Origin of the sequence: Methylomagnum ishizawai, assembly GCF_900155475.1 — a bacterium.
GTDB classification, from domain to species: domain Bacteria; phylum Pseudomonadota; class Gammaproteobacteria; order Methylococcales; family Methylococcaceae; genus Methylomagnum; species Methylomagnum ishizawai_A.
In genome coordinates, this window is sequence record NZ_FXAM01000001.1 from 928056 (window position 1) to 952888 (window position 24833).

The 24833-nt window shown below is 63.7% G+C and carries 24 protein-coding genes; 17 read left to right on the forward strand and 7 right to left on the reverse strand.

What is annotated here, in order from left to right:
• Nucleotides 1-52 precede the first annotated feature (52 nt).
• From B9N93_RS04205 to phoU, 8 genes are all read left to right on the forward strand, one after another.
• Nucleotides 53-670 (forward strand): c-type cytochrome, encoded by a 618-nt coding sequence (locus B9N93_RS04205; protein WP_085211164.1) that lies wholly within the window; start codon nt 53-55, stop codon nt 668-670.
• A gap of 192 nt (nt 671-862) precedes the next feature.
• Nucleotides 863-1432, forward strand: coding sequence for an ATP-dependent zinc protease family protein (locus B9N93_RS04210; RefSeq protein WP_254899332.1), 570 nt, complete (start codon nt 863-865; stop codon nt 1430-1432).
• A gap of 28 nt (nt 1433-1460) precedes the next feature.
• Complete coding sequence (locus B9N93_RS04215; protein WP_085211168.1) at nt 1461-2999, forward strand: inactive transglutaminase family protein; 1539 nt, start codon at nt 1461-1463, stop codon at nt 2997-2999.
• A gap of 3 nt (nt 3000-3002) precedes the next feature.
• Nucleotides 3003-3959: an alpha-L-glutamate ligase-like protein gene (locus B9N93_RS04220; RefSeq protein ID WP_085211170.1), complete on the forward strand. Its 957-nt coding sequence runs from the start codon at nt 3003-3005 to the stop codon at nt 3957-3959.
• 217 nt (nt 3960-4176) lie between these two features.
• Nucleotides 4177-5556: a phosphate ABC transporter permease subunit PstC gene (gene pstC / locus B9N93_RS04225; protein ID WP_085211172.1), complete on the forward strand. Its 1380-nt coding sequence runs from the start codon at nt 4177-4179 to the stop codon at nt 5554-5556.
• On the forward strand, nt 5549-6850 hold the full coding sequence (gene pstA / locus B9N93_RS04230; RefSeq protein ID WP_085211174.1) for a phosphate ABC transporter permease PstA: 1302 nt from the start codon (nt 5549-5551) through the stop codon (nt 6848-6850). Before pstC ends, pstA begins: the two co-directional genes overlap by 8 nt.
• 108 nt (nt 6851-6958) lie before the next feature.
• The gene (pstB, locus tag B9N93_RS04235) at nt 6959-7795 is read left to right on the forward strand and encodes a phosphate ABC transporter ATP-binding protein PstB (RefSeq protein ID WP_254899333.1); all 837 of its coding nucleotides are present in this window, start codon (nt 6959-6961) and stop codon (nt 7793-7795) included.
• 10 nt (nt 7796-7805) lie between these two features.
• Nucleotides 7806-8534: a phosphate signaling complex protein PhoU gene (phoU, locus tag B9N93_RS04240; RefSeq protein ID WP_085211178.1), complete on the forward strand. Its 729-nt coding sequence runs from the start codon at nt 7806-7808 to the stop codon at nt 8532-8534.
• Between the two features lie 11 nt (nt 8535-8545).
• Here phoU and B9N93_RS04245 read toward each other — a convergent pair whose 3' ends face one another.
• The gene (locus B9N93_RS04245) at nt 8546-10924 is read right to left on the reverse strand and encodes a penicillin acylase family protein (RefSeq protein WP_085211180.1); all 2379 of its coding nucleotides are present in this window, start codon (nt 10922-10924) and stop codon (nt 8546-8548) included.
• A gap of 94 nt (nt 10925-11018) precedes the next feature.
• On the opposite strand from B9N93_RS04245, the gene rph reads away from it, so the two are divergent.
• A complete protein-coding gene (gene rph / locus B9N93_RS04250; RefSeq protein WP_085211182.1) occupies nt 11019-11747 on the forward strand; it encodes a ribonuclease PH in 729 nt (242 codons plus the stop codon).
• Nucleotides 11748-11793: 46 nt separating this feature from the next.
• Here rph and B9N93_RS04255 read toward each other — a convergent pair whose 3' ends face one another.
• Entirely contained in the window at nt 11794-12372 is a 579-nt protein-coding gene (locus B9N93_RS04255) for a beta-class carbonic anhydrase (RefSeq protein ID WP_085211183.1), read from the reverse strand.
• Between the two features lie 108 nt (nt 12373-12480).
• On the opposite strand from B9N93_RS04255, the gene rdgB reads away from it, so the two are divergent.
• Nucleotides 12481-13104: an RdgB/HAM1 family non-canonical purine NTP pyrophosphatase gene (gene rdgB / locus B9N93_RS04260; RefSeq protein WP_085211185.1), complete on the forward strand. Its 624-nt coding sequence runs from the start codon at nt 12481-12483 to the stop codon at nt 13102-13104.
• A gap of 52 nt (nt 13105-13156) precedes the next feature.
• Here the strand turns inward: rdgB and mltB are convergent, their stop codons facing one another.
• The 4 genes from mltB to B9N93_RS04280 form a co-directional block, all read right to left on the reverse strand.
• On the reverse strand, nt 13157-14296 hold the full coding sequence (gene mltB, locus B9N93_RS04265) for a lytic murein transglycosylase B (RefSeq protein WP_085211187.1): 1140 nt from the start codon (nt 14294-14296) through the stop codon (nt 13157-13159).
• Nucleotides 14297-14507: 211 nt separating this feature from the next.
• On the reverse strand, nt 14508-14798 hold the full coding sequence (locus B9N93_RS04270) for an RNA recognition motif domain-containing protein (protein WP_217807267.1): 291 nt from the start codon (nt 14796-14798) through the stop codon (nt 14508-14510).
• A gap of 233 nt (nt 14799-15031) precedes the next feature.
• Entirely contained in the window at nt 15032-15925 is an 894-nt protein-coding gene (locus tag B9N93_RS04275) for a carbohydrate kinase family protein (protein ID WP_085211189.1), read from the reverse strand.
• A 30-nt stretch (nt 15926-15955) separates the two neighbouring features.
• Complete coding sequence (locus B9N93_RS04280) at nt 15956-16810, reverse strand: outer membrane protein assembly factor BamD (protein WP_085211191.1); 855 nt, start codon at nt 16808-16810, stop codon at nt 15956-15958.
• A gap of 57 nt (nt 16811-16867) precedes the next feature.
• Between B9N93_RS04280 and rluD the strand changes: the two genes are divergently transcribed.
• From rluD to B9N93_RS04300, 4 genes are read left to right on the forward strand one after another with little or no spacing between them, the layout of a single operon-like run.
• Entirely contained in the window at nt 16868-17812 is a 945-nt protein-coding gene (gene rluD / locus B9N93_RS04285) for a 23S rRNA pseudouridine(1911/1915/1917) synthase RluD (protein WP_176225116.1), read from the forward strand.
• Nucleotides 17812-18537: a peptidoglycan editing factor PgeF gene (gene pgeF, locus B9N93_RS04290; RefSeq protein ID WP_176225117.1), complete on the forward strand. Its 726-nt coding sequence runs from the start codon at nt 17812-17814 to the stop codon at nt 18535-18537. The genes rluD and pgeF overlap by 1 nt, the downstream gene beginning before the upstream one ends.
• A 6-nt stretch (nt 18538-18543) precedes the next feature.
• Nucleotides 18544-19374, forward strand: coding sequence for a ZIP family metal transporter (locus tag B9N93_RS04295; protein ID WP_085211195.1), 831 nt, complete (start codon nt 18544-18546; stop codon nt 19372-19374).
• Nucleotides 19375-19402: 28 nt separating this feature from the next.
• Complete coding sequence (locus B9N93_RS04300) at nt 19403-19825, forward strand: BLUF domain-containing protein (RefSeq protein WP_176225118.1); 423 nt, start codon at nt 19403-19405, stop codon at nt 19823-19825.
• Nucleotides 19826-20131: 306 nt separating this feature from the next.
• Here B9N93_RS04300 and B9N93_RS04305 read toward each other — a convergent pair whose 3' ends face one another.
• Nucleotides 20132-21313, reverse strand: a complete 1182-nt coding sequence (locus B9N93_RS04305) for a WD40 repeat domain-containing protein (protein ID WP_085211199.1) — start codon at nt 21311-21313, stop codon at nt 20132-20134.
• Nucleotides 21314-21880: 567 nt separating this feature from the next.
• On the opposite strand from B9N93_RS04305, the gene B9N93_RS04310 reads away from it, so the two are divergent.
• Genes B9N93_RS04310 through B9N93_RS04320 form a run of 3 tightly spaced genes read left to right on the forward strand, consistent with a single transcriptional unit; the run spans nt 21881 to nt 24832 of the window.
• Nucleotides 21881-22246 carry a response regulator gene (locus B9N93_RS04310; RefSeq protein WP_217807340.1) on the forward strand — a complete coding sequence of 122 codons (366 nt, stop codon included), beginning with the start codon at nt 21881-21883 and terminating at the stop codon, nt 22244-22246.
• A 27-nt stretch (nt 22247-22273) separates the two neighbouring features.
• Nucleotides 22274-24304 (forward strand): chemotaxis protein CheA, encoded by a 2031-nt coding sequence (locus B9N93_RS04315; RefSeq protein WP_085211202.1) that lies wholly within the window; start codon nt 22274-22276, stop codon nt 24302-24304.
• Between the two features lie 3 nt (nt 24305-24307).
• Nucleotides 24308-24832, forward strand: a complete 525-nt coding sequence (locus B9N93_RS04320) for a chemotaxis protein CheW (RefSeq protein ID WP_085211204.1) — start codon at nt 24308-24310, stop codon at nt 24830-24832.
• Nucleotide 24833: the final 1 nt, after the last annotated feature.

Sequence of the window (24833 nt, forward strand, 5' to 3'; positions counted from 1 at the left end):
CTGCGCGGATGTCGCCAGATTCAAAGCTTATTAGCTTCTTGGAGCACGCAGAATGAAGAAAAAAGTCTTATGGAGCCTGCTGGTCGCGGGTTTGTTTGGGTCCTCGATCCTGTCCGTGTCCCAGGCGGCGGGCGATCCCGAAGCGGGGAAGAAGAAATACTATACCTGCGAGGGTTGCCATGGCGTGGAGAGTTCCACCAATGCCTATCCGACCTACCATGTGCCGCGGTTGGGCGGGCAGCACGCCGATTATGTGGTCGCCGCGCTGGAGGCTTATCAGAAGGGCGAGCGCAAGCATTCCAGCATGTTGGGCAACGCCGCCAGCATGAGCGAGCAGGATATGCAGGATATCGCGGCCTTCGTCTCCAAGTTCAAGGGGTTGAACGTGACCCTGCCGGTCACCGGCAACGCGGCGGCGGGCAAGGACAAGGTGGCGGCTTGCGGCGGTTGCCATGGCGAGGACGGCAACAACGACAACCCGATGTTCCCGCGCCTGGCCGGCCAATACGAGAGCTATATCGTCAAGGCGCTGCAAGATTACAAATCAGGCAAGCGCAGCAATCCCATGATGGCCGGTTTCGCCGCCATGCTGTCCGATGAGGAGATGAAGGACGTCGCCGCCTACTACGCCAGCCAGAAGAAAGGGCTCATCATCCCCCGCGACAACTGACCGGGCCCGGCTTGATAAGCTAATTCCCATCCGGGCACCTGTCGGGATATCCCCAGGTGTCCGCTGCCATCCCCATCGTCCAATCCGCCCGATATTCCGCGCTGTGCGGGGGCCGCATCCCAGGCACCGCCCGTATCCACGCGGACGGCATCCATCCACCTTCCCCATCCCGGCACGCCCATGGAGGCTCCCGTGCATCGTTTGGTCCTATCCCTACAGGCCGGCCTCGTCGCCGCGCTGTGCGCGATCCCCGTGTCCACCCTGGCCGGTCCGCCGGTACGGGAAAAGCTGGTCATGGGCTGGTTGGAATCGGTGTTCCTGCGGCCATGGAATCTCCGGGTCACGGCCAAGCTCGACACCGGGGCCAAGACTTCCTCGCTCCATGCCGACGCCATCGAGCATTTCACCAAGGAGGGTGGGCAGGAATGGGTCAGGTTCGCCCTGGACGGCGTGGACGATAGCAAGCCCTTGGTGGTCGAGCGCCCCTTGGTGCGGATGGCCTATGTCAAGACCCATGGCGGGCATTCCGACAAGCGCGAGGTCATCAGGCTCGCGCTGTGCAAGAACGGCAAGGAATACGAGACCGAGTTCACCCTGGACGACCGTAGCAATTTCAACTATCCGCTGTTGCTGGGCCGGAGTTTCCTGCAAGATGTGGCCTGGGTCGATGCCTCCGCGACCTTTCTCTACAAGGCCGATACCGATCCTTGCCGGGGGGCGGCACCCGTGCCGATGTCCCCCGAGCGCAAGAAGGAAGAGTAGCCATCCCCAACCCTAGGGCGGAACCAGCTTGCGGAACTTGCACGTCAAAATCCTCGCCTTGGTCTTGGTGGGCCTCGGGCTTTCCCTGTGCTGGTATAAAGTCACCCGGCTGGGCCTGCCCCTGCTGCCCACCGAGAAGGCCGAGGTGTGGACCGTCGAGGCCCGCATCGAATTCAAGGCCCGCCACGACACCCCGATCAAGGTGCAGTTTTCCATCCCGCGCCAGCCCCAGGGCTATACCGTGGTGGACGAGAATTTCGTGTCCAGCAATTACGGGCTGGGCACCGGGGACGACGGCCAGAACCGCCAGGCGCAATGGGCGGTGCGCAAGAGCAAGGGCTATCAGGTGTTGTATTACCGCATCCATCTGGCCCGCGATCCCACCGCCCAGCCGCTGCCGGACGCGGTGGCCCTGCTGCCGACCGCCACCGCCCGCGATCCGCAATTCCCGGAATTGATCCGCTCGGCGGCGCTGGGCTTGATGGAGGAGGTGCGCAGCAAATCGGCGGATTCGGCCTCGTTCGCGGGCGAATTGCTATCGCGGCTCAACGCGCCGGGCACCGACCCCAATGTCGCCTTGCTCCGGCAGGATATCCAATCGCCCGAGGATTGGGCGCGGCGCTTGGCGAACCTCCTGGCCTTGGCCAACATCCCGGCGCGGACGGTCCATCTCCTGCTGCTGCGGGATGGCATCAGCCATGGTGCCTTGACGCCCTGGCTGGAGGTCTACGATGGCAGCCAATGGCGGGCCTTCAATCCGCAGACGGCGGAAAGCGGTTTCCCCAAGGACGCCTTGATCTGGCATATCGGCGCGGGGCCGGTGCTGGATATCGTCGGCGGCAAATACGGCAAGGTCGAATATTCCGTCACCGAGCGCACCCAGGACCGCACCCTGGTCGCGGAGCAACGCGCCCGCCAAATGGGGTCGCGCCTGATGGAATATTCGATGTTCAGCCTGCCGGTGGGGACGCAGAACGTCTACCGCGTGCTGCTGATGGTGCCGGTGGGGGCGTTCTTGATCGTGTTCCTACGCAATGTGATCGGACTCAAGACCTTTGGCACCTTCATGCCCATCCTGATCGCCTTGGCGTTCCGCGAGACCGAACTGCTGTGGGGCTTGATCCTGTTCTGCGTGCTGGTGGGTCTGGGGCTGGTGATCCGCTTCTACCTGGAATATCTCAAGCTCTTGTTGGTGCCGCGGCTGGCCTCGGTGCTGATCATCGTCATCCTGTTGATGATGGCGGTGAGCTTGGTCAGCCATAAGCTCGGCTTCGACAAGGGCTTGTCGGTGGCCTTGTTCCCCATGGTGATCCTGGCGATGACCATTGAGCGCATGTCTTTGGTCTGGGAGGAATTGGGACCGGCGGAGGCGCTCAAGCAAGGCTTCGGTAGTCTGTTCGTGGCCTCGCTGGGCTATCTCAGCATGAGCAGCCGGTTCCTGGGGCATCTGGTGTTCGTGTTCCCGGAATTGCTGCTGGTGGTGTTGGCGCTGACCTTGCTGCTGGGGCGTTATACCGGCTACCGCCTGACCGAGCTATGGCGGTTCCGGGCCGCGCTGCGGGGTTAGGCCGTGGCGTGGAAATTCCGCTGGCCTTGGCAGCGGTTGCGGGCTTTGGGCATCATGGGTTTGAATGAGCGCAACGCCGATTTCATCCTGCCCTATAACCCGCGCCGCAATTATCCCCTGGTCGATGACAAGCGCCGCACCAAAACCCTGGCGATGGCGGCGGGGATTCCGGTGCCGGAACTCTATGCCGCCATCGAGATCGTGCATGAGATCGAGCGCCTGGGCGAATTGCTGGGGGCTTACGAGGATTTCGTGGTCAAGCCGGCCCATGGCAGCGGCGGCGAGGGCATCATGATCGTGGCCGGACGCCATGGCGGGCGCTACCGCAAGGCCGATGGCTCCTTGGCCGATGACGAGGAACTGGGCCACCATATCGCCAATATCCTCAGCGGTATGTATAGCCTGGGCGGCTTGCCGGATTCGGCCCTGATCGAATACCGGGTGAAATTCGATCCTATCTTCGAACATGTGAGTTTCCAGGGCGTGCCGGATATCCGTACTTTGGTGTTCCGGGGCGTGCCGGTGCTGGCGATGATCCGCCTGCCGACCCGGCTGTCGGACGGCAAGGCCAACCTGCACCAAGGGGCCATCGGGGTGGGAATCGACCTCGCCACGGGTTGCACCTTCTCCGGTGTTTGGCACGAAAGCCCAGTCGAGCATCATCCCGACACCGGCGGTTGTCTGGCCGGTCTCCAGATTCCCTATTGGGACGACATCCTGTCTTTGACGGCGCGCTGCCATGATTTGGCCGGGCTGGGTTTCATCGGGGTCGATATCGTCTTGGACGAAAGCCTCGGTCCGATGATGCTGGAAATCAACGCCCGTCCCGGTTTGAGCATACAACTTGCCAACAAACTGGGCCTGTTGCCGCGCCTGCGCAAACTCGAAGCCCTGCCGCGCATCCCCGAATCCATCCCCGAGCGGGTAAAATTGGCGAAATCCCTGGCTTTATGGTTGTAGTGGCCTTGTCATCAAGCTTTGGTAAAAAGCCGGGGTGGGGATGTGTACCGCCAAGCAGGGCGGTCTTTGTCATATCCTTGTAATAATCGCTTGCTATCAAGCAGCGTTTTGCGCCCACGAGAACCACGGCGCTCCCGCTTTGCCGGTGGGCGCATTCGTTGCGGGCTTAACGAAGCGCGGCACTGAGGCCACGCGATCCAAGAGGAATCCGAACCGGATGGAGAAATCGACCTTTCTTGTGCTGTTGCTGCTGCTGAGCGCGGTGGCTTTCCACCTCGGGCGCAAGCGTTCCTTGGCGGTGGCGGGCGGCAGCGTGCGGAACCTGCACTCGCTGCCCAGCTATTACGGCTATTACACGGCCTTGTGGTGCGGCATCCCGACCTTGCTGCTGTTGTTCTTCTGGCTGTGCTTCGAGGGCAAGCTGGTCACCGACCTCGTGGTTTCCGGCCTGCCCGAATCCATGCGCTCGGCGGACCCGGACCGGCTCGGCCTCTTGGTCAACGATATCCGCAACGTGGCGAGCCACTCGGTGGCGGAGGGTGCCGATCCGGCCATCCGGGCGGCGGCGGAACGTTATCTACACTACCACGCCTTCAGCAACATCCTGCTGAGCCTCCTCGGGGTGTGCCTGGCCTTGGCCGGTGCGGCTTTCGCCTACCAGCGCATCGCCTGCGAGCATCGCGCCCGCAACCAGGTCGAGCGGGTGTTGCGGATGTTCTTGATCGGTTGTTCGGTGCTGGCGATCTTCACCACCATCGGCATCGTGCTGTCGGTGTTGTTCGAGTCGATCCGCTTCTTCCAGAAAGTGCCGATCACCGAATTCTTGTTCGGCCTCAAATGGAGTCCGCAGATGGCGATCCGGGCCGACCAGGTGGGTTCTTCCGGGGCGTTCGGCGCGGTGCCCTTGATTACCGGCACCTTGCTGATTTCCTTCATCGCCATGGTGGTGGCCGTGCCCATCGGGCTGTTGTCCGCCATTTATCTGTCGGAATACGCCGGGTCGAGGTTCCGCGCCATCGCCAAGCCCTTGCTGGAAATCCTGGCCGGCATCCCCACTGTGGTCTATGGCTTCTTCGCGGCCTTGGTGGTGGCCCCGTTCGTGCGCGATCTCGGCGCCCATCTGGGCTTGGTGGTCTCTTCCGAAAGCGCCCTGGCGGCGGGATTCGTCATGGGCATCATGATCATTCCCTTCGTGTCCTCACTGTCGGACGATTTCATCAACGCCGTGCCGCAATCGCTGAGGGATGGTGCCTACGCCCTGGGCGCGACCCAGGCCGAAACCATCCGCCAGGTGGTCATGCCGGCCGCCTTGCCCGGTATTGTCGGCGGGGTGTTGCTGGCGGTGTCCCGCGCCATCGGCGAAACCATGATCGTGGTGATGGCGGCCGGTTTGACCGCCAACCTCACCGCCAATCCCCTCGAAGCGGTGACCACCGTCACCACCCAAATCGTGACCCTGTTGGTGGGCGACCAGGAATTCGACAGCCCCAAGACCCTCGCGGCCTTCGCCCTGGGGTTGGTGTTGTTCCTGCTGACCCTGGTGCTTAACATCGTCGCCCTGCATGTGGTCAGGAAATATCGTGAGCAATATGAATAACCCCGCACCTTCGCAGCCGCGCAACCGCACCGTCGATATCGTCATGGCCAGCATGGCCCGGCGGCGGCGGGCGGAACAGCGTTTCCGGGCCTATGGGCTGGTTTCCATCATCATCGGGCTGTGCTTTTTGTTCGTGCTGTTCGGTAGCATCATCGGCAACGGCTATAGCGCGTTCCGGCAAACCTTCATCGCGCTGGACGTGGTTTTCGACCCAGCCACCCTGGACCCTGAAAACACCCACGACCGCGCCATCCTGGAAGCCGCCGACTACGACGCCTTGCTCAAGGCCAGCCTGGGCACCTTGTTCCCCGAGGTCGGCGAACGCAAGCAAAAGCGGGCTTTGTACGGGATGGTGAGTTCTTCCGCCTCGATGGAATTGCGCCAGCGTTTATTGGACAATCCCAGCCTCCTGGGCAAAACCGAGCGTATTTGGGTGCCCGCCGACGATGTCATCGACATGTTGGTGAAAGGCCAATTCGACGCCCAAGCCGCCGAGACCGACGAAAAACTGAAAAGTCAACAGGCCTGGGTGGAAAAGCTCAAGGCCGATCACCGCATCGAAACCCGCTTCAATACCACCTTCTTCACCAAGGGCGATTCCCGCGAGCCGGAAGCGGCGGGGATTTGGGGCGCGGTGATGGGTTCGGCCTTCACCTTGCTGGTGACGCTGGCGCTGTCCCTGCCCATCGGCATGGCGGCGGCGATCTATCTGGAGGAATTCGCCCCGCAGAACCAGTGGACCGATTTAATCGAGGTCAATATCAACAATCTGGCGGCGGTGCCCTCGATTGTGTTCGGCTTGCTCGGGCTCGCGGTGTTCATCAATTTCTTCGGCCTGCCGCGGTCCTCGCCCTTGGTCGGCGGCTTGGTGCTGGCCTTGATGACCTTGCCGGTCATCATCATCGCCGGGCGCTCGGCCTTGAAGTCGGTGCCGCCCTCGGTGCGGGAAGCCGCCTTGGGCGTGGGTGCCTCGGCCATGCAGACGGTGTTCCACCATGTGCTGCCCTTGGCGATGCCGGGGATGCTGACCGGGGCCATCATCGGCATGGCCCGCGCCCTGGGTGAAAGCGCACCGCTGCTGATGATCGGCATGGTGGCTTTTATCGTCGATATTCCCAAAGGCATCAACGAACCTTCGACGGTGCTGCCGGTGCAAATCTACCTATGGGCGGACAGCCCGGAACGCGCCTTCGTCGAACGCACCTCGGGGGCCATCCTGGTGTTGTTGCTGTTCTTGATCCTGATGAACGGAGCCGCGGTCTATCTGCGTCGGCGCTATGAGCGGCGCTGGTAATCCCGGCGCCTGGACCCTCAACGAATGGAAGTCGGTACGGCTATGAACGCTTTGTTCGATCTCAAAACCTCGGTATCACAATCGGTATCTCCAACAGAGCCGCCAGGAATGAAAAACAGAGAAAAAACTCCCTCCGAAGTCGCCTTCAACCGTGAATATACGGAAACCGTGGGCGAAATCACCTCGCCCAATCCCCGCATCGAATGCCGGGGCGTCCAGGTCCACTACGGCGAGAAGCTGGCGATTTCGGGTGTCAGCCTGGACATCGGCCGCAACGAGGTCATCGCCTTGATCGGCCCTTCGGGTTGCGGCAAATCCACCTTCCTCCGGTGTTTGAACCGGATGAACGACACCATCCCGGCTTGCCGCGTTTCCGGTGAAATCACCCTCGATGGCCGCAACATCTACGATCCGACCGTCGATGTCGTGCCCTTGCGGGCGCAGGTCGGCATGGTGTTCCAAAAGCCCAACCCCTTCCCCAAGAGCATCTTCGAGAACGTGGCCTATGGGCCGCGCATCCATGGCTTGGTGGCGTCCAAGGTGGAGCTTGAAGAAGTCGTGGAATCCTCCCTGCGCCGCGCCGGGCTGTGGGACGAGGTCAAGGATTATCTGCACCAGCCCGGCACCAGCCTCTCCGGCGGCCAGCAGCAAAGGCTGTGCATCGCCCGCACCATCGCCGTGAACCCGGAAGTCATCCTGATGGACGAGCCTTGTTCGGCGCTCGATCCCATCGCCACCGCCAAGATCGAGCAATTGATCGACGAACTCCGGTCGCAATTCACCATCGCCATCGTGACCCATTCCATGCAGCAGGCGGCGCGGGTGTCCCAGCGCACGGCCTATTTCCATATGGGGCGTTTGATCGAGGTCGGCGAGACGGCGCGTATCTTCACCAATCCCCATCATCAGTTGACGGAGGATTACATCACCGGGCGTTTCGGCTGAGGAGGCATCCATGAACGGGCAGGAACAACCCTCGACGGTACCCAAGGTGGAGGGGCATACGGTGCGCCGCTTCGACGGCGAAATGAACCAAATCCACCTCAAGGTGCTGGAAATGGGCGGCTTGGCCCTGGCCCAACTCAGGGACGCCTTGCGCGCCCTCAAGTACAAGGATGCGGCCCTGGCCCAGGCCATCGCGCCCAGGGAGAACCGGATCGATCATCTGGAAGTCGAGGCCGATGCCGAGGTGTTGGGCTTGATCGCCCGGCGCTGTCCGATGGGCGGGGATTTGCGCATGGTGATGGCGGTGTCGAAGAGCGTCACCGATCTCGAACGCATCGGCGACGAAGCCATGCGTATCGCCACCATCGCCCAGCACATCTATGGCAAGGAAGGGGCTGAACCCAACGCGCAGTTGCTCCGGGATGTGCATCTCATGGGCGATTTCGTGGTGGAGCTGGTGGAGGATGCGCTGAGGGCGTTCGATCTCCTGGGCGAGGATTTGGCGACCGAGGTCATCGCCCAGCAGGACAAACTCGAAGACGAATTCGAGGCCGGATTGCGCCGCTTGATGACCTATGTCATGGAGGACGCCCGCAACATCGGCTTCGCCATCAGCGTCATCCTCATCATCAAATCCTTGGAGCGCATCGGCGCCCATGCCGCCAATCTCGCGGAATACGTGATTTTCCAGGTCCGGGGCATGGACGTCCGCCACCAGGGTGCGCCCACCGCGCCATAGTCCGCGCCGGGTCAGCCCGCCCGGTCCGGCACCAGGGTCAGCCGGTGTTCGGTTTTCCCCGGTAGGAAGGGCAGGGGGCGTCCTTCCGCCCAGGCCCGCTCCTGGTCGCGGTAATAAGGCGACAGCGGATGCCCCGATTGCCCGCCCGGAATATGCAGGATGCCAGCCTCGGGATGGTTGGGCGATACCGCCATGCGCTCGCTGGCCCCGTGGCCGTTGTTCAGCGCCTTGATGCAGAAGCTATTGCAAGCCCCGGCGGTTTCCGGCATGTCCAGCAGGAAGCCCGCCGCCGGGAAGCTCCGGCTGAACGGATGCCGGATCGCCACCCGGTTGATTTCACCCCAAGGCAAGGCCGCGAGTTGGGCCCCTGGATGTTCCGCCAAGAGCTTGGCCGCGCTCCGCTTCAGGTTGTCCAAGAGGAAGCCGTGCCAATCCGTGTGGCGCTCCGGCAGGGTGTCGGGCGCGCGCCCGGCGAGCCAGGCCCGCAACGGGGTTTCCTGCTCGCGCCAGCGGTAGGCGAAACCGGGCTCGGCGGCGGCGCAGCCCGCCATCAGCGGGGCGAACAAAGCCTGCGCCAAATCCAAACGCCAATTGATCAACAAGCCGATTCCGAGGCTGTCCGGGGCCAGCCGTCCATCCCAGGCCTGGATCGCCGCCTTGGCGTCCGCCAGGGCCGGATCGGATTTCAGCGCCGCCTCGTCCAGGGTTGCCAGCGCCAACTCGCGGTAGAACTCGTAGAAGCCGCTGGTGGTATCCAATTGCAGGCCGAGCAAATCGGCTTCCGACCACAGCGGCTTGGCGCGGAGTTGTTCCGCGATGCGGTAGGCGCGGTAGCCATTGGCGAAACCATGGCCGATGATGTAGGGGTAATCCTTGCCCAGGGTGCGGCTGTTGGCGGTGGCGATGAAGCCCTCCGGCGGATCGATCAGCCGCGGCAATTGCTCCGGCGGGATATAGCCGTCCCAGCCGACGCCGGGCTTGGCCCAGGATTCGGCCACGCTGCCATCCAGTCCGACCCGCTTCGGGTAATAGCCCATATAGGTCCAGGCGATATGGCCGTCCGCGTCGGCCAGCACCACGTTTTGCGGGGGCGAGCCGGTGCGGTTCAGGAGCGCCATGGCGTGCTCCAGGGTCGTGGCCCGGTCCATGTCGATCAGCCCCAGGTTCACGGCTTGCGGGTCGAGCGCGTTCCAATGGATGGCGACCGGATCGCCCAGGAGGGGAGCCGGGGACACCGGACCCCACAGCGTGCTTTTCAGCGTCACCGGGACGGGCGGGCCGTCCTTGACCTGGAGGGTTTCCTGGCGGGTCTCGAAGCGCCGCCAGCCTTCCGGGGTCCGGTATTCATCCGCATTGGCCGGGTTGATTTCCAGCCGCACCAGGTCGAGGAAATCGCCCTCGATATTGGTGAAACCCCAGGCGATATGGCCGTTGCTGCCCACGACGATGGGCGGGGCGCCGGGCAGGGTGACGCCGGAAATATCCACTTCGCCATAGCGCAGCCGGGCGCGGTACCAGACATTCGGCACGCCCAGCGGCAGGTGCATATCGTTGGCGACCAGGGCGCGGCCATCGGCGGTTTTCCGGCCCCCGACCGCCCAGTTGTTGGAGCCGATATCGGGCGGTTCCGGTCCCACGGCGGCGAGCGGCGGATTCCGCCCCGCGTTGGCTTCGAGCAAGTGGGCGATGGCGGCGACCGGCACCGGCTGGGCGGGTCGGTGGCTGCCCGCGCCGCCCAGCAAGGGCCGGGTGTATTCGTCGGTGTCGGGGGTCAGGAAGGCCACCACCTCGGGCGGCAACAGCCGCGCCATCGTGGTCAGCATGCGTTCCTCGGTTTCCTGGTCGCTGAGGGTCTGGAACATCCCCAACGCCACCAACAGGCTATCCGCCGCCTGCCAGGGTTCGGGACGGTAGCGCAGCACCCGGAATTCGGGCGGGAATTCCTGGGCACCGGCGATATAGGCGTTGACGCCCTGGGCATAGGCCGCGAGCGCCGCTTGTTGGTCCGGTGGCAGGTGGGCGGCGATGGCCTGGGCGGTGCGTTGGAACTCGTAGACCCGCTGGGCCAGGTCCACCGGCAGCGCTTTTTCGCCGAAGATTTCCGCCAGCCGTCCCGCCGACTTGCGCCGCATCAAATCCATCTGGAACAGCCGGTCGCGGGCGTGGAGATAGCCCAAGGCCCGCTGGGCGTCCTCGCGGATGGGCGCGGTCACGGTGGGGATGGCCTTGGCGTCGGCTTCCACCGTCACCGGGCCGGAGAGTCCGGGAATACGGATTTCGCCGTCCAAGCGCGGCAAGGACATCGCCATCCGGTCGATTTGATAGGCCACCGGGGCGGTGAGGCCCAACAGCGCGAAAGACAGCACGTAAAGCTTGTGTTTGAGGAGCATAAAGCGGGTTCCTGGATGCCTATGACGCCCACCAAGGGCAGGGCGGGGATATTCCGGGTATACTGCCCCGCTTTCCGTTAAGCGAGCAACCACCATGAGACCGAGCGGCCGCCAACCCGACGAACTGAGGAAAATCGCCCTGACCTGCCATTACACCAAGCACGCCGAAGGCTCGGTCCTGGTCGAGTTCGGCGATACCCGCGTCATTTGCACCGCCAGCATCGAGGACCGGGTGCCGCCCTTCCTCAAGGGCAAGGGCGGTGGTTGGATCACCGCCGAATATGGCATGTTGCCCCGCGCCACCCACGAACGCACTGGCCGCGAAGCCGCCAAGGGCAAGCAAGCCGGGCGCACCATGGAAATCCAGCGCCTGATTGGCCGTTCGCTGCGGGCCGCCTTGGATTTGGAAGCCTTGGGCGAGCGCACCGTCACCATCGATTGCGACGTGATCCAGGCCGACGGCGGCACCCGCACCGCGTCCATCACCGGCGGTTTCGTGGCTTTGAGCCTGGCCGTGCGCCATTTGCTCAAGCAGCGGCGGCTCAAGGTCAATCCCATCCACGGGCAGATCGCCTCGGTGTCGGTGGGCATCTACAAGGGCGCGCCGGTGCTGGACCTCGATTACAAGGAGGATTGCGAGGCCGAGACCGATATGAACGTGGTGATGAACGACGCCGGGGCGTATATCGAAGTGCAGGGCACCGCCGAGGGCCACGCCTTCCGCCGCGAGGAACTCGACGCGATGTTGGTATTGGCCGGGAAGGGCATCGGGGAATTGCTGGCGCACCAGCGCGAGGCTTTGGAGCAGAGCAAGCTGGGCTAAAAGCATAATAGGGCGGGCCGTGGCCCGCCCCCGCCAGCAGTCCGCCTTACAGCGGGCTGCCCGCCTTCATGGCGTCCGGCACCTCGACCAGCTTGCCGGTCTTCACATCGTAGATGAAGCCATAGATCGGGATGTACTTGGGTACCAGGCTATGGTTGCGGATGCGTAGCACGTCTTCCACCACGCTCTGTTCTTGGTTCTTGATGGTCAGCCAGTTGATGTACTTGCCATCGGCGGAACCCGGACCCTTGCCCACGTCGTGCCAGCCGCTGGCATCGATGGTGGCGGTGTCGAGGCTCTGGCCCAGCAGATCGGCCATGATGTCGTTGGTGAACAACTCCATGCCGCAGTCGGTATGGTGGATGACGAACCATTCCTGGGTGCCCAGCAGCTTATGGGAAATCACCAGGGAGCGGATGGCGTCGTCGCTGGCGCGGCCCCCGGCGTTGCGGGTGACGTGGGCGTCGCCCTCGGACAGCCCGGCGTACTTGGCGGGATCGAGCCGCGCATCCATACAGGTCAGGATGGCGAAGCCACGGGCCGGCGGCAGTGGCAGATGGCCTTTATCGAAAGTGGAGGCATAGCCTTGGTTGGCGCTCAGAACCTCGGTCAATATCTTACTCATGATCAACTCCTCTTGTCGTAGTGTTTTAGTTTCCGGGCCGGTGTCCGCGAGGGGCGCATACCGGCGCTGGGGGACGCTGTTTTCCAGCCACTTTATGATTTGCCAACGATGAAAAAAATCCTGCTCGCCAGCAATAATCCCGGGAAGGTCCGCGAGATCGCAGCTATATTAGCAGATCATGATGGGGGCGCGGCCATCGGGAATATCGAAATCCTGCCGCAGTCCGCTTTCGATATTCCCGAAGCCGAGGAAACCGGTTTGAGCTTCGTCGAGAACGCCATCCTCAAGGCCCGCAACGCCGCCAAATATTCGGGATTGCCCGCCATCGCCGACGATTCCGGGCTGGAGGTCGATGCGTTGGGCGGTGCGCCCGGCGTGTATTCGGCCCGTTATGCCGGGGTCGCCGCCAGCGATGCCGAGAACAACGCCAAGCTGTTGGAAGCGCTGCGCGAGGTGCCGGACGGTCTGCGGACGGCCCGGTTCCGTTGCGTGATGGTGTTCCTGCGCCATGCCGCCGATCCCAGTCCCTTGATCGCGCAAGGGATTTGGGAAGGGCGCATCCTGCATGGGCCGCGGGGGGAGGGGGGATTTGGCTACGATCCTTTGTTCTTTGTACCGGAATGCGGCTGTGCCTCGGCGGAACTGGCGGCGGAGGCAAAGAACCGGCTGAGCCACCGCGGCAAGGCGGTGCGGGAATTGGCGCGGCAACTATTCGCGACCGGCGGGGTTTGAGGTGGCGTAGCCCGGATGGAACGCGGTGGAATCCGGGCTACGGGTATCGGCCTCAGCGCGAGGCCAGCTTGGAATAACGCTGCTTCACTGCCTGTGCCAGCTGATGCACGGCCATCGCGTAGTTGGTGCTGTGGTTGTAGCGGGTGATGACATAGAAATTATCGTAGCCCAACCAGTATTCGTCGCCGTCCACTGCCTTGAGCCGCAACAGCCGGGCCTTTTCCACCGGGTAATCCAAACTCGGGTAGATGCCGTAGCCTGCCAGGGTCGAGAGCGGATAAACCTTGTCGAAGCCGCATTCGAGTCCTTCCGCGCCCGGTCCCCCCACCGAGGCGGGGGCCGTGACCGGCTCCCCGGCCTTCCAGCCATGCCCCGCGAAATAGTTGGCGATGCTGCCGATGGCGTCCTCCGGGTCCCACAGGTCGCGCCGCCCGTCGCCATCGAAATCCACCGCGTAGCGCAGGAAACTGCTGGGCATGAATTGCCCCAAGCCCATCGCCCCGGCATAGGAACCCACGGGCCGCGACGGGTCCATGCCTTCCTGCCGCGTCATCACCAGGAAGTTTTCCAGTTCCTCCGCGAAATAATCGCCGCGCCGGGGATAATCGAAAGCCAGCGTGGTCAGGGCGTCGATGATCCGGTGGTTGCCGATGTTGCCGCCATAAATCGTCTCCACCCCCATGATGCCCATGATGTGTTCCGGGCTGACCCCGTATTGGGCGCTGGCCCTCCGTAATGCCCCCGCGTGTTGGGCCCAGAACGCCGCCCCGGTGGAAATATGTTTTTCGTCGAGGAATTGGCCGCGGTAGCGGGTCCAGCTACCGGGCTTGGGTTTGGCGCCGGGTTTGGGTTCGCGGCTGAGATAATCCAGGGTCCATTGCTTGCGCCGGGCTTGGGAAAACAGGCCGTAGAGATATTCCCGGCCATACCCGTGATGCGCCACCATGCGCTCGATGAAGTTTTCGAGGGCGGGATACCCGGCATAATCCCCGGTGAGATAACGGGCGTGATAAGCCCCTACCGGCGTGGGATATTCGCTTTCGGTTTGCGGTTCGGCGGGGGCCGGGTCCGGGGCGCGGGAATAAGGGTCCGGGGCGCGGTGGACCGGGGCGGGCGGGTTGCTGGCGCAACCGCCGAGGCAGAGCAATCCCGAGATCAAGGTGAGGGCGTGGACGAAGGATGGGGCGTTCATGGGAGGCTCGCGGTCGGGTGTCGGAAATGCGGATCGCCGGCCTGTGGTGGCCGGTGCGCCGTCGTGGTGGAGGTCGGCAAGCATAGTGCCGGGGTGGCGGGCGCACAAGACACCGATGGTACCGGGCCGGGGGGTGGGGTGACGGGGCGTTGGGGAAAAACCGCCGTCCCGCCCGTGCTTGGCCACGGGCGGGACGGCGGTCTGGGTGGCATCAGGCCCGCCGAGGAGCGCGGCGCGGCGGAAAGCCGCCCTGGTTTTCACGCGGACGGGCTTCGTTGACGCGCACGTTGCGGCCCTTGAGCGGGGCGCCGTCGAGTTGCTTGATGGCTTCCTCGCCGCTGGCGCGGTCGGGCATCTCCACGAAGCCGAAGCCCTTGGAGCGTCCGGTGAGTTTATCCATCACCACGTTGGCGGAACTGACCTCGCCGAATTGCTCGAAAGCCTCGCGCAATTCCTCGCTGCTGAGCTGGTATGACAAATTGCCGACATAGATATTCATCATCTGAAAAACACCGTGCAGAACGCTGTGCCATCCTCATTAAATCCATCAGCTGCTCAACGAATGGCACGGAGATCAAGAACTGATGATCGGTCCCCCGCCTGGGGACCAGATTGTCGGCCTCATACCCTTGGGAACACGAGGCGATGAAATCCCCTTCCGGGGGTTCCTAAACCACTTAGCTTTCAAGGTTAAAACGGCGATGTCAATACTTTTGTGACGGCGGCGGCGCGGATTCAAATTTGGCTTTCCAATAAGCCGCGCAGCCGGGTCAGGTCCGGTAAACCGGGCCGCGCTCCCAAGCGTTCGCAGCACAACGCCCCTGTCGCGCTGGCGTAGCGCAGCAAGCCCGGCCAATCCAATCCCGCCGCCAATCCCGCCGCGAAGCCACCATGGAAGGCGTCGCCCGCGCCGGTGGTGTCCACCGGCTCGACCCGGAACGCGGGTAGCGCCCCGGATTCGCCCTCTTTGCGCCAGATCAGGCCGCGTTCGCCCAGGGTGATGACCACGGCGGGCGAGCGTTCGGCCAGCGCGGCCAAGGCGCGTCGCGGATCGTCCTCCCCCAGCCATTGCCGGGCGAATTTCTCGGAACAAACGAGGTAATCGACCGCAGACATCAGCGCCTCGGTCCCCCGGTGCAGCGAACCCGCGTCCAGCACGCTGGGAATCTTGCGGGCGAGGAGCGGGGCGGATAGCTCGGGTTCGTGGCCGTCGAACAGCACGACCTTGGGCGCGATGGTGGAAAAATCGATGGTGTCGGCGGGCAGCGGGCGGGTATCGCCCTTGTAGTTGACCAGGGCGCGGCGACCATCCGGCTTCACCAAGACGGTCGAGAGCGGCGTCGGCGCAGTGCCCCGCGCGATCCAGCCGGTTGCGACGCCCTCGCGCAGCAATTCGGCGTGATGCAGTTCGCCATGGGCGTCCAGGCCCAGATAGCCCGCGAAAGCCGCCCGGTACCCGAGCCGCGCCACGGTAACGGCGGCATTGGCGGCGGGCCCGCCGCCGCAGGCGATCAGGCTGTCGGCGAAGATTTTTTCGTCGGCTTCCGGGTGGCGCGGCACCGCGAACACCAGGTCGTAGGACGCATGTCCCACGCAAAGCACATCGATAGGGGAGGCGGGGGTGGTCATGGGGATTCGGGGCGGGAAGGCGGTGGGGGCTTATTCCTCCAAGCCCACGAATTGCCAGAGGCGCTCGACCGCGGAGGGTTCGGCCAAATCCTTGGCCTGGCCGGGGACGCCCTGGGCATAATTGAGGCTGTAGACCCTGGCGGCATCGTCGGCCAGATCGTTCTGGCCCAGTTTGCGGTAGGCTTCCTCCAGGGTGCGCAGGGCCAGGGGTACGGCCTGGGTACGTTGGTATTTGCGGATGACTTCGATGCAGCGCCGCGCGGCGGCGAGATAGGCTTCCCGGCGCATGTAGAAATCGGCCACATGGATTTCATACATCGCGAGGTTGTTGCGTAGGGAAACGACGCGCTGTCCGGCGTCCTCGGCATAGCGGCTATTCGGGAAGCGCCGGAGCAATTCCTCGAATTCCTTGTAGGCGTCGAGGGCCGAGCCGGGATCGCGCTGCGAGGAGTCGGTGGGGAGAAAACGGTCGATAAAGCCGATGCCTCGGTTATAATTCACCAATCCCTTGAGGTAATAAGCGTAATCGACGTTGGGATGGGTCGGGTTCAGCTTGATGAAACGGTCCGTCGCGGCGATGGCGGAGTCCGGTTCGTCGTTCTTGTAGTAGGCGTAGGCCACGTCGAGCTGGGCTTGGGTCGCGTATTTCCCGAAGGGGTAGCGGGCCTCTAGCTTCTCGTAGAGCTTCACCGCCTTGTCGTAGCGCTTCTCAAGCAGATTCTGCTTGGCTTCGGTATAGAACTTTTCGGCGGTCCAATCGGCGTATTCGTCGGGCTCCTCCTTATTATTCTTACCGAACCAAGAACAGCCACCCAATAGCAGGGATAGGGCCAAAACCCAGCCGACCCAGCGTTTTCCGCGCGAAATATCCGAATAATTCAACATGGCCGTAACGATAGACGTAACGGTCGCAGTATACCCCGAATTCCCGAGTCCATAAAAGTGAACCCCTTCCAAACCCTCACCGCCGAAATTCCCGTGGCCTTGGCCGGATTGCGGCTCGATCAAGCCCTGAGCGAAATATTCCCCGATTTTTCCAGGGGCCGCTTGCAAACCTGGATCAAAAGCGGCGCGGCCAAGGTGGACGGCGCGGTGTTGCCGCCCAAGCACCGTATCCTGGGCGGGGAATATGTGGTCCTCCAGGCCGAGGTGGAGCCGGACACCGCCGTGGTGGGCCAGGATATCCCGCTGGAGATTGTCCACGAGGACGATGACATCTTGATTATCGACAAGCCCGCCGGCCTGGTGGTGCATCCGGCGGCGGGCCATAGCGACGGCACTTTGCAGAACGCCCTGCTGCACCACGCCCCGGAACTGGCCGGAATACCCCGCTGCGGCATCGTCCACCGCATCGACAAGGACACCAGCGGACTCTTAATGGTGGCGAAAACCCTGGCCGCCCATAACGCCCTGGTCGGACAACTCCAGGAACACAGCGTCCAGCGCGAATATCTGGCCCTGGCGCAAGGGGCGATGACGGCGGGCGGCACCGTGGACGCGCCGATAGGCCGCCATCCCCGCGACCGCAAACGCTACGCCGTCCGCAACGACGGCAAGCCCGCCGTGACCCATTACCGGGTGGCCGAGCGTTTCCCCCGCCATACCTTGCTGCGGGTGCAATTGGAAACCGGCCGTACCCATCAAATCCGCGTCCACATGAGCCACATCGATTACCCGCTGGTCGGTGATCCGGTCTATGGCGGGCGTCCCCGGTTGCCGCCGGGGGCCGGTCCGCATTTGATCGCCTGTCTGCAAGAGTTCAAGCGCCAAGCCCTGCACGCCGAAATCCTGGGCATCGTCCATCCCGCGACCGGGGAGTATTGCGAATGGCAGTCGCCGCTGCCCGATGATTTCGCCGGGCTGCTCGACGTGTTGAGGGCGGGCTGATGGCGGTGCGCTGGATCACGCCCGACTGGCCCGCGCCGCCCGGTGTCCGCGCCGCCAGTAGCTTGCGGGCCGGCGGCGTCAGCGTGGCGGCTTATGCCAGCCTCAACCTCGGGACGCATGTGGGCGACGAACCCGCCCATGTCGCCGAGAACCGCCGCCGCTGGGCCGCCGCCTTGGATTTGCCCGCCGAGCCGGTCTGGCTCAGCCAGGTCCACGGCATCCGCGTGGTGCGGGCCGACGCTCCCGATAGCTTTACCGCCGATGCCGCTTACACCCAGGCGGCGGGCGTGGTCTGCGCGGTGATGACCGCCGATTGCCTGCCGGTGCTGCTGTGTTCCCGCGATGGCGGCACCGTCGCCGCCGCCCATGCTGGTTGGAAAGGCTTGCTGGGCGGGGTGATCGAGGCCACGGTCGCGGCCATCGGCGGTCGCGACCTGATGGCCTGGCTCGGCCCCGCTATCGGTCCCCAAGCCTTCGAGGTCGGCGCCGAGGTCCGCGCCGCCTTCCTGGCCCAGGACGCCGGGTTCGCCACGGGGTTCCGCCCGCTGGGCGCGGGCCAGTGGCGGGCCGATCTTTACCAACTCGCCCGCGTGGTCCTCGACCGGCTCGATATTACCGACATCCACGGCGGCGGCTGGTGTACCCACGGCCACCCCGACGATTTTTTCTCCTACCGGCGCGACCGCGAGACGGGCCGCATGGCCACCTTGATCTGGCGCGAATAATCCCCCATGACCTTGTTTCTCTGGATCGTCCTCTTCACCTTGATCGGCGGTGTGTTGAGCGTCGCCGCCGCCGCCTTGTTCCTGTTGATTCCCGAGCGCCACCATCCGCGCATCCTGCCCCATGGTGTGAGTTTCGCGCTGGGGGCGTTGCTGAGCGTGGCCTTCCTCGACCTGTTGCCCGATGCCTTGCGCGAAGTGGGCGCGGGCGGGGGCGATACCGTGATGGCGACCGTGCTGGCCGGTATCCTGGGCTTTTTCCTGTTGGAAAAGCTGCTGCTGTGGCGGCATTGCCATTCCGACCATTGCGAAACCCACGCCGAGGAGCATTTCCACCAGCCGGCCGGCACCTTGATCGTGGTGGGCGACGGCATCCATAACTTCGTGGATGGCGTGCTGATCGCGGCGGCGTTCCTCACCGATATCCAGTTGGGGGTGGTCACCAGCCTGGCGGTGGCGGCGCACGAGATTCCCCAGGAACTCGGCGATTTCGCCATCCTGCTGCAAAGCGGCTATGGTCGCGCCAAGGCTTTGCTCTATAACCTGCTGTCCAGCCTCGCGACCTTGGTGGGCGGAGTGCTGGCCTATTTCGGGCTGGAGCATTTGCACGGGGCCTTGCCCTATATCCTGGCCTTGGCGGCGTCGAGTTTCGTCTATATCGCGGTGGCGGATTTGATTCCCAGCCTGCACCGGCGCACCACGGCGCGGGAGGCGTTCCAGCAGGTCGGTTTGATCGCCCTGGGAATCATCGTGATCTATTGGGTCCATGCCCGGACTGGCGCGGACCTTGGACCGCCGGTGGCGGCGGGGAGCGGTGCGTATTCGGGCGCGGTGCCTTGATTTTGCCGGGGAGGCGGGTGGAATGCTGGTGCAGGTGATTTACGCGAGCCGGGCCATAAGGCCGTTTTCGGACCGGGATTTGGTGTTGTTGTTGCGGAAATCCCGCGACCGCAACCGGCGGCATGGCATCACCGGGATGCTGGTCTACCAGGAACCCATCTTCCTCCAGGTCTTGGAGGGCGAGGCCGGGGAGCTGGAGCCGGTCTGGCGCGATATCGCCGCCGACCCCCGCCATGGGCAGATCGTCGAACTGCGTTCCGGGCCGGTGGAGTCCAGGGACTACGGGGAATGGTCGATGGGCTTTTTCAATGCTTCTTGGAATGGCTGCGCGGCGCTGGCCGGTTATACCCGGTTCCTGGACCTCGATTTCTCGCCGGAAGGCTTCGCCATGGCCCCCGAGCGGGCGATAGCGTTCATGCGTTGGATCAGGGATGCCGGTATGGGTTTATGACCCGGCCATCGTTTCGATGCCATGGGTCGCTGGCGGGAATCTGGTTGGGGGCGGGAAAAAAGAAGGTAAGGGCATAGATTGGGGGGGAAGCCCCTACCTTCTGGGGAACCTGCGGGCGGAGCGTAAACTCCGGGCGCTAGCGCCGATAGGTGGGTTAAGTCATTGATCGCGACTTCCGGTCGATCCGGTGCGACAATCATCAATTCGGATCACAGTCAAGTTTGCGCGGTGGAAATTAAATCATTCCGTCCAATTCCAGGAAAATACGTAAAACTACGATGCGCCGGGCGTCATGATTACCCCGGTTTATTCCTCAAACTTGGGTTTTTCGACCGGCATTTTGCTCAGCTTGTCCAAATCCCAAATCTTGGCGCTATCCCAACTGATCGAAACCGCCCGTCCCTTGCCTGAACAGGCCAGTTGCTCGACCGGGCCTTCGTGGGCCGCGATCCGTCCCAGCGCCGTGGGGAGCTTGGTATCCCACAGGTATAGGCTACCCGTGCGGGTGCCGACCAGGATCCAGCCCTTCTTGATATCCCGGCAAAACGCCAGCGCATCGCCGTCGTGGTCTTGCAAGGTGGCGATCCACGCCCCGGTCCGCACATCCCATAATTCCAGCACCGGCCCCTCGGCATAACCGGCCACCCGGCCATCCTGGCTCAGGCCCAACAAGGTCCGGTCGGTCTTCATCACGGCTTGGCGGACCAGTTCCAGGGTGGCGGGTTCCCAGAACCAGATTTCCCGGCCCGCCGCCGTCACCATCAGGGTGTGGCTCTTGTCCATGCGGGTGAAGGCCAAGGCGCTGGCCCCCTCGTGGGTGGCGCGGAGGAATTTGCCGGTGAGGGGTTCCCAGATGCCGAGCGGGCCATGGGCCAGCCAGCCCAGGGTTTGGGCGCGGGGTTCGAAGGCCAGGGTTTGGGCGTCGAAGCCGTCGATCAGGTGTTCCCCCACCAAGCCGCCGCTCTGGCGGTCCCAGACCAGCATATTGCCGTTCTCGGCACCGGACAGCCCCGCCGCGACCCAGCTGCCATCGGGCGCGTAGGCCAGGGCCGTGATGGCGTCCCCGCCCTTGATCGCGAAGCTTCCTTCTTCCAAGGGCAGGCGCGTCCCGGTATTGGCGTCCCACAGGTGCGGTTCCTTGCCACCCAGGGCCAGCAGGGTCTTGCCGTCGGAGGAGAACACCGGCAGGGCGACGCTGGCCCGTTCCTCCAAATGGCCTTGCGCCAACCGCGCCACCAATCCCAAACCGTGCTGCAATTCGTCCAGCGCGGCGATGGCGTCGGTTTCATGGGCGCAGGATTGGCAATCGCGCAGAAATTCGAGGTAGCCCTCGATGGTGTTGTGCTTCTTGGCTTGGTGCCAAGTGGCGCCGCCTTCCCCGGATTCGCCCTCGCGGTAGCGCAACACCCCGATGGCGATCAAAGCCAGGAAGCCCAGGACGAAGATTCCGACCAGCAGCTTTTCGATGTAGGACAGCAGCGCGTTCATTGGATGGAATTATGTTTGTTGTATGCGGTGGCGGCGGCTCGCCCAGTGGGGCCGGCTTGGAGGCGGCGGGTGGCGTGGGCCGGGGTGGTCCGCGCCTATGAGGGTTGTTATAGAGTGTTCCCGCCCCCCTGAGCGGACCGGATGCGGCCCCGTCGGCCCGGTTTCCAAGGCCGCGATCCCGTGCTTGGACCTGGGAACCGGCCCGCCTAGTCCTAGATGCTAGCGAAACGCCCGATTGGCTGGCAAGCCGTTTTCCCCGGTCCCGGTGCCATTCCTTGGGCTTGGCGCGACCGGGTCCACGCTTCTTCAAAAAGAATCGGCATCGACTACACTCTAACCCGTGACCTTCCATAACGTAGCAGTTGCGATACGGCTTGGGCTTCGGGCCGACAGCCCGCCGTGGGCGCGGGGCTATGGGAATCCGGTGGTCCGGTTGCGGGAGGCTGGATACAGGAGGTCGTGCGGGCCTGTGATCCCGCGCTTTCCAACCCAGGATTTGTCCTATGAATCCGGCGCGGTGCCAGGCCCGCCCCATGCCGCGCCACAGACCCCAATAAGAGTGTAAAGATTATGCGGAGCATACTGACTGTGGATGATTCGGCCTCGATGCGGCAGATGGTGGTTTTCACGCTCAAGGGCGCGGGCTACGAGGTGGTCGAGGCCAGCGATGGTGTCGAGGCGCTGGGCAAGGCCAAGACCCGCAAGGTGGATTTGGTGATCACCGACCTCAACATGCCCAACAAGGACGGTATCGCGCTGATCCGGGAATTGCGGGCGCTGCCGGATTATAAATTCACCCCGATCCTGATGTTGACCACCGAATCCGGCGACGCCAAGAAACAGGCGGGCAAGGCGGCCGGGGCGACCGGCTGGATCGTCAAGCCTTTCAATCCCGACCAACTCCTCAAAACCGTCGGCAAGGTGTTGGGCTAGGCCGACCGTCCCTCCGGAGTATCTCCCATGGCCATCGACTTGGCTCAGTTTCATCAGGTCTTTTTCGAGGAAAGCCTCGAAGGACTGGCGATCATGGAGAGCGGCCTGCTGGGCCTCGAAACCGGCGATGCCGATCCCGAGGCGATCAACGCCATCTTCCGGGCGGCCCATTCCATGAAGGGCGGCAGCGCCACTTTTGGTTTCACTGCGGTGGCCGATTTCGCCCACCATTTGGAAACCTTGCTGGACGAGATGCGCGAAGGACGGCGGCCCGTGACCGCCCAGGCGGTCGAGGCGCTGTTGGGTTCGGTGGACTGCCTGCGCGATATGCTGGGGGCCAGCCAGTCCGGCCGGCCCGTGGACCGGGCGGCGGTGGCGATCCATCAAGCGGCCTTGGAGCGGTTGCTAGCGGATGATGCGGTGGGCGCGCCGACCCCGGTCCCGGTCCCGGTCCCGGCCCTGGCCGCCGACCGGGACGAGGGTTGGCAGATCGTTTTCAGCCCGCACCGCGACTTGTTCCGCAGCGGCAACGATCCGGCCCGGATTTTCCGCGAACTGGCCGGGTTGGGGCGTCTGGAGGTCGATGCCGAACTGGGGTTCCTGCCCAGTGCCGACGAAATGGATATCGAGGACTGCTACCTCGCCTGGGAACTCAAGCTGTATGGCAAGGTGGCCCGCGCCGATATCGACGAAGCCTTCGCCTGGGTCGAGGACCATTGCGATCTGGCGGTGCGGTCCTTGGCTGAATTGGCGGCATTGGCGGCGGCGGCAGTGCCGGTTCCGGCTCCACAGGAAGCCGCGTCCATGGCGGCGGCGGTCCAATCCGCATCGGTCCCACAGCCCGAAACCGGCACCAAAAACGCCGGCGGCGGTTCGATCCGGGTGGATACCGCCAAGATCGACCAATTAATCAACCTCTGCGGCGAATTGGTCATCACCCAATCCATGCTGGGCCTCCTGGGCGAAACCTTCACCATGGACCGGCTGGAGCAATTGCAAAACGGCCTCGCCCAACTCGAACGCCATACCCGCGCCCTGCAAGAGAGCGTGATGAATATCCGCATGTTGCCGATCAGCTTCGTGTTCAGCCGGATGCCGCGGCTGGTCCACGATATCAGCGGCAAACTCGGGAAGCGCGTCGAACTCAGGCTGATGGGCGAACAAACCGAACTGGACAAGACCGTGATCGAGCAGATCGCCGACCCGCTCATGCATCTGGTGCGTAATAGCTTGGACCACGGCATCGAAGCGCCCCACGAGCGGGTGGCGGCGGGCAAACCCGATACCGGCCTGGTCCTGCTCAACGCCTATCACCGCGGCGGCAACATCGTCATCGAAGTGTCCGACGACGGGCGCGGCTTGGATGCTTCCCGGATTTTCGCCAAGGCCGTGGAGCGCGGCTTGCTGGAACCCCAGGCCCATCCGCCGCCCGCCCAGCTTTACGATTTGATCTTCCATCCGGGATTTTCCACGGCGGAGCAAGTGACCGAGGTGTCCGGGCGCGGGGTGGGCATGGACGTGGTGCGGCGCAATATCGAAGCCCTGGGCGGGCGCATCGAACTCAAGACCCAGCCCGGCCAGGGTTCCACCTTCTCCATCCACTTGCCTTTGACCCTCGCCATCCTGGACGGGCAGACCGTGGCCGTGGGCAAGGAAATCTATATCGCGCCCCTGGTGTCGATCATCGAATCGATCAGCCTCACCGAGGACAAGCTCAACACCTTTACCGGCAAGGGCGAGACCTTCCGCCTGCGCGGCGAATACCTGCCCATCATCCGGTTGCACGAAGTGTTCGGGGTCGAGGGCGGTCACGCCGTCAAGCTGACCGATGGGCTGTTGATGGTGGTAGAGGGCCAGGGCTTGAAATGCGGCTTGTTCGTGGACAACGTGCTGAGCCAGCAACAGGTGGTCATCAAATCGCTGGAGGAGAACTACCGGCGGGTCGAGGGTATTTCCGGCGCGACCATCCTGGGCGATGGCTCGGTGGCTTTGATCCTGGACATTCCGGGGCTGGTGCGGCTGGCCCGGCAGGAGCGTCCCGCGCAAACGAGGCATTAGAAGATGGGCGGACAGGCACACACACAGGCGCAGGACCGGCCCGACGGCGGCCCGCAACATCTCACCTTCGTGCTGGGCACGGAGGAATACGCGGTGGATATCCTCAGGGTCCGGGAAATCCGGGGCTGGGAGCCGGTTTCGCGGATTCCCAACGCGCCGGGCTATGAAAAAGGCGTCATCAATCTGCGGGGGGCCATCGTGCCGATCCTAGACCTCAGGCAACGCTTCGAGGTCGGGCAGCCGGTCTATACACCCACCACGGTGGTGGTGATCCTGCAAACCCAGCAGGAACGGGGCGACAAGATCATGGGCGTGGTGGTGGACGCCGTGGCCGATGTGGTCGATCTGCCGCGGGACGCGGTACAGCCCGCGCCGGACTTCGGCGGCGGCATCGGGGCCGAATTCGTCAAGGGCATCGCTTCCCTCGATGGCCGCATGGTGGCCTTGCTCGATGTGGACAAGCTCTTGCGCCTGGAAGAGCGGCCCGTTCCGGTCCAGGCCCAAGCCGAACTCTCGGCCCATCACTAGC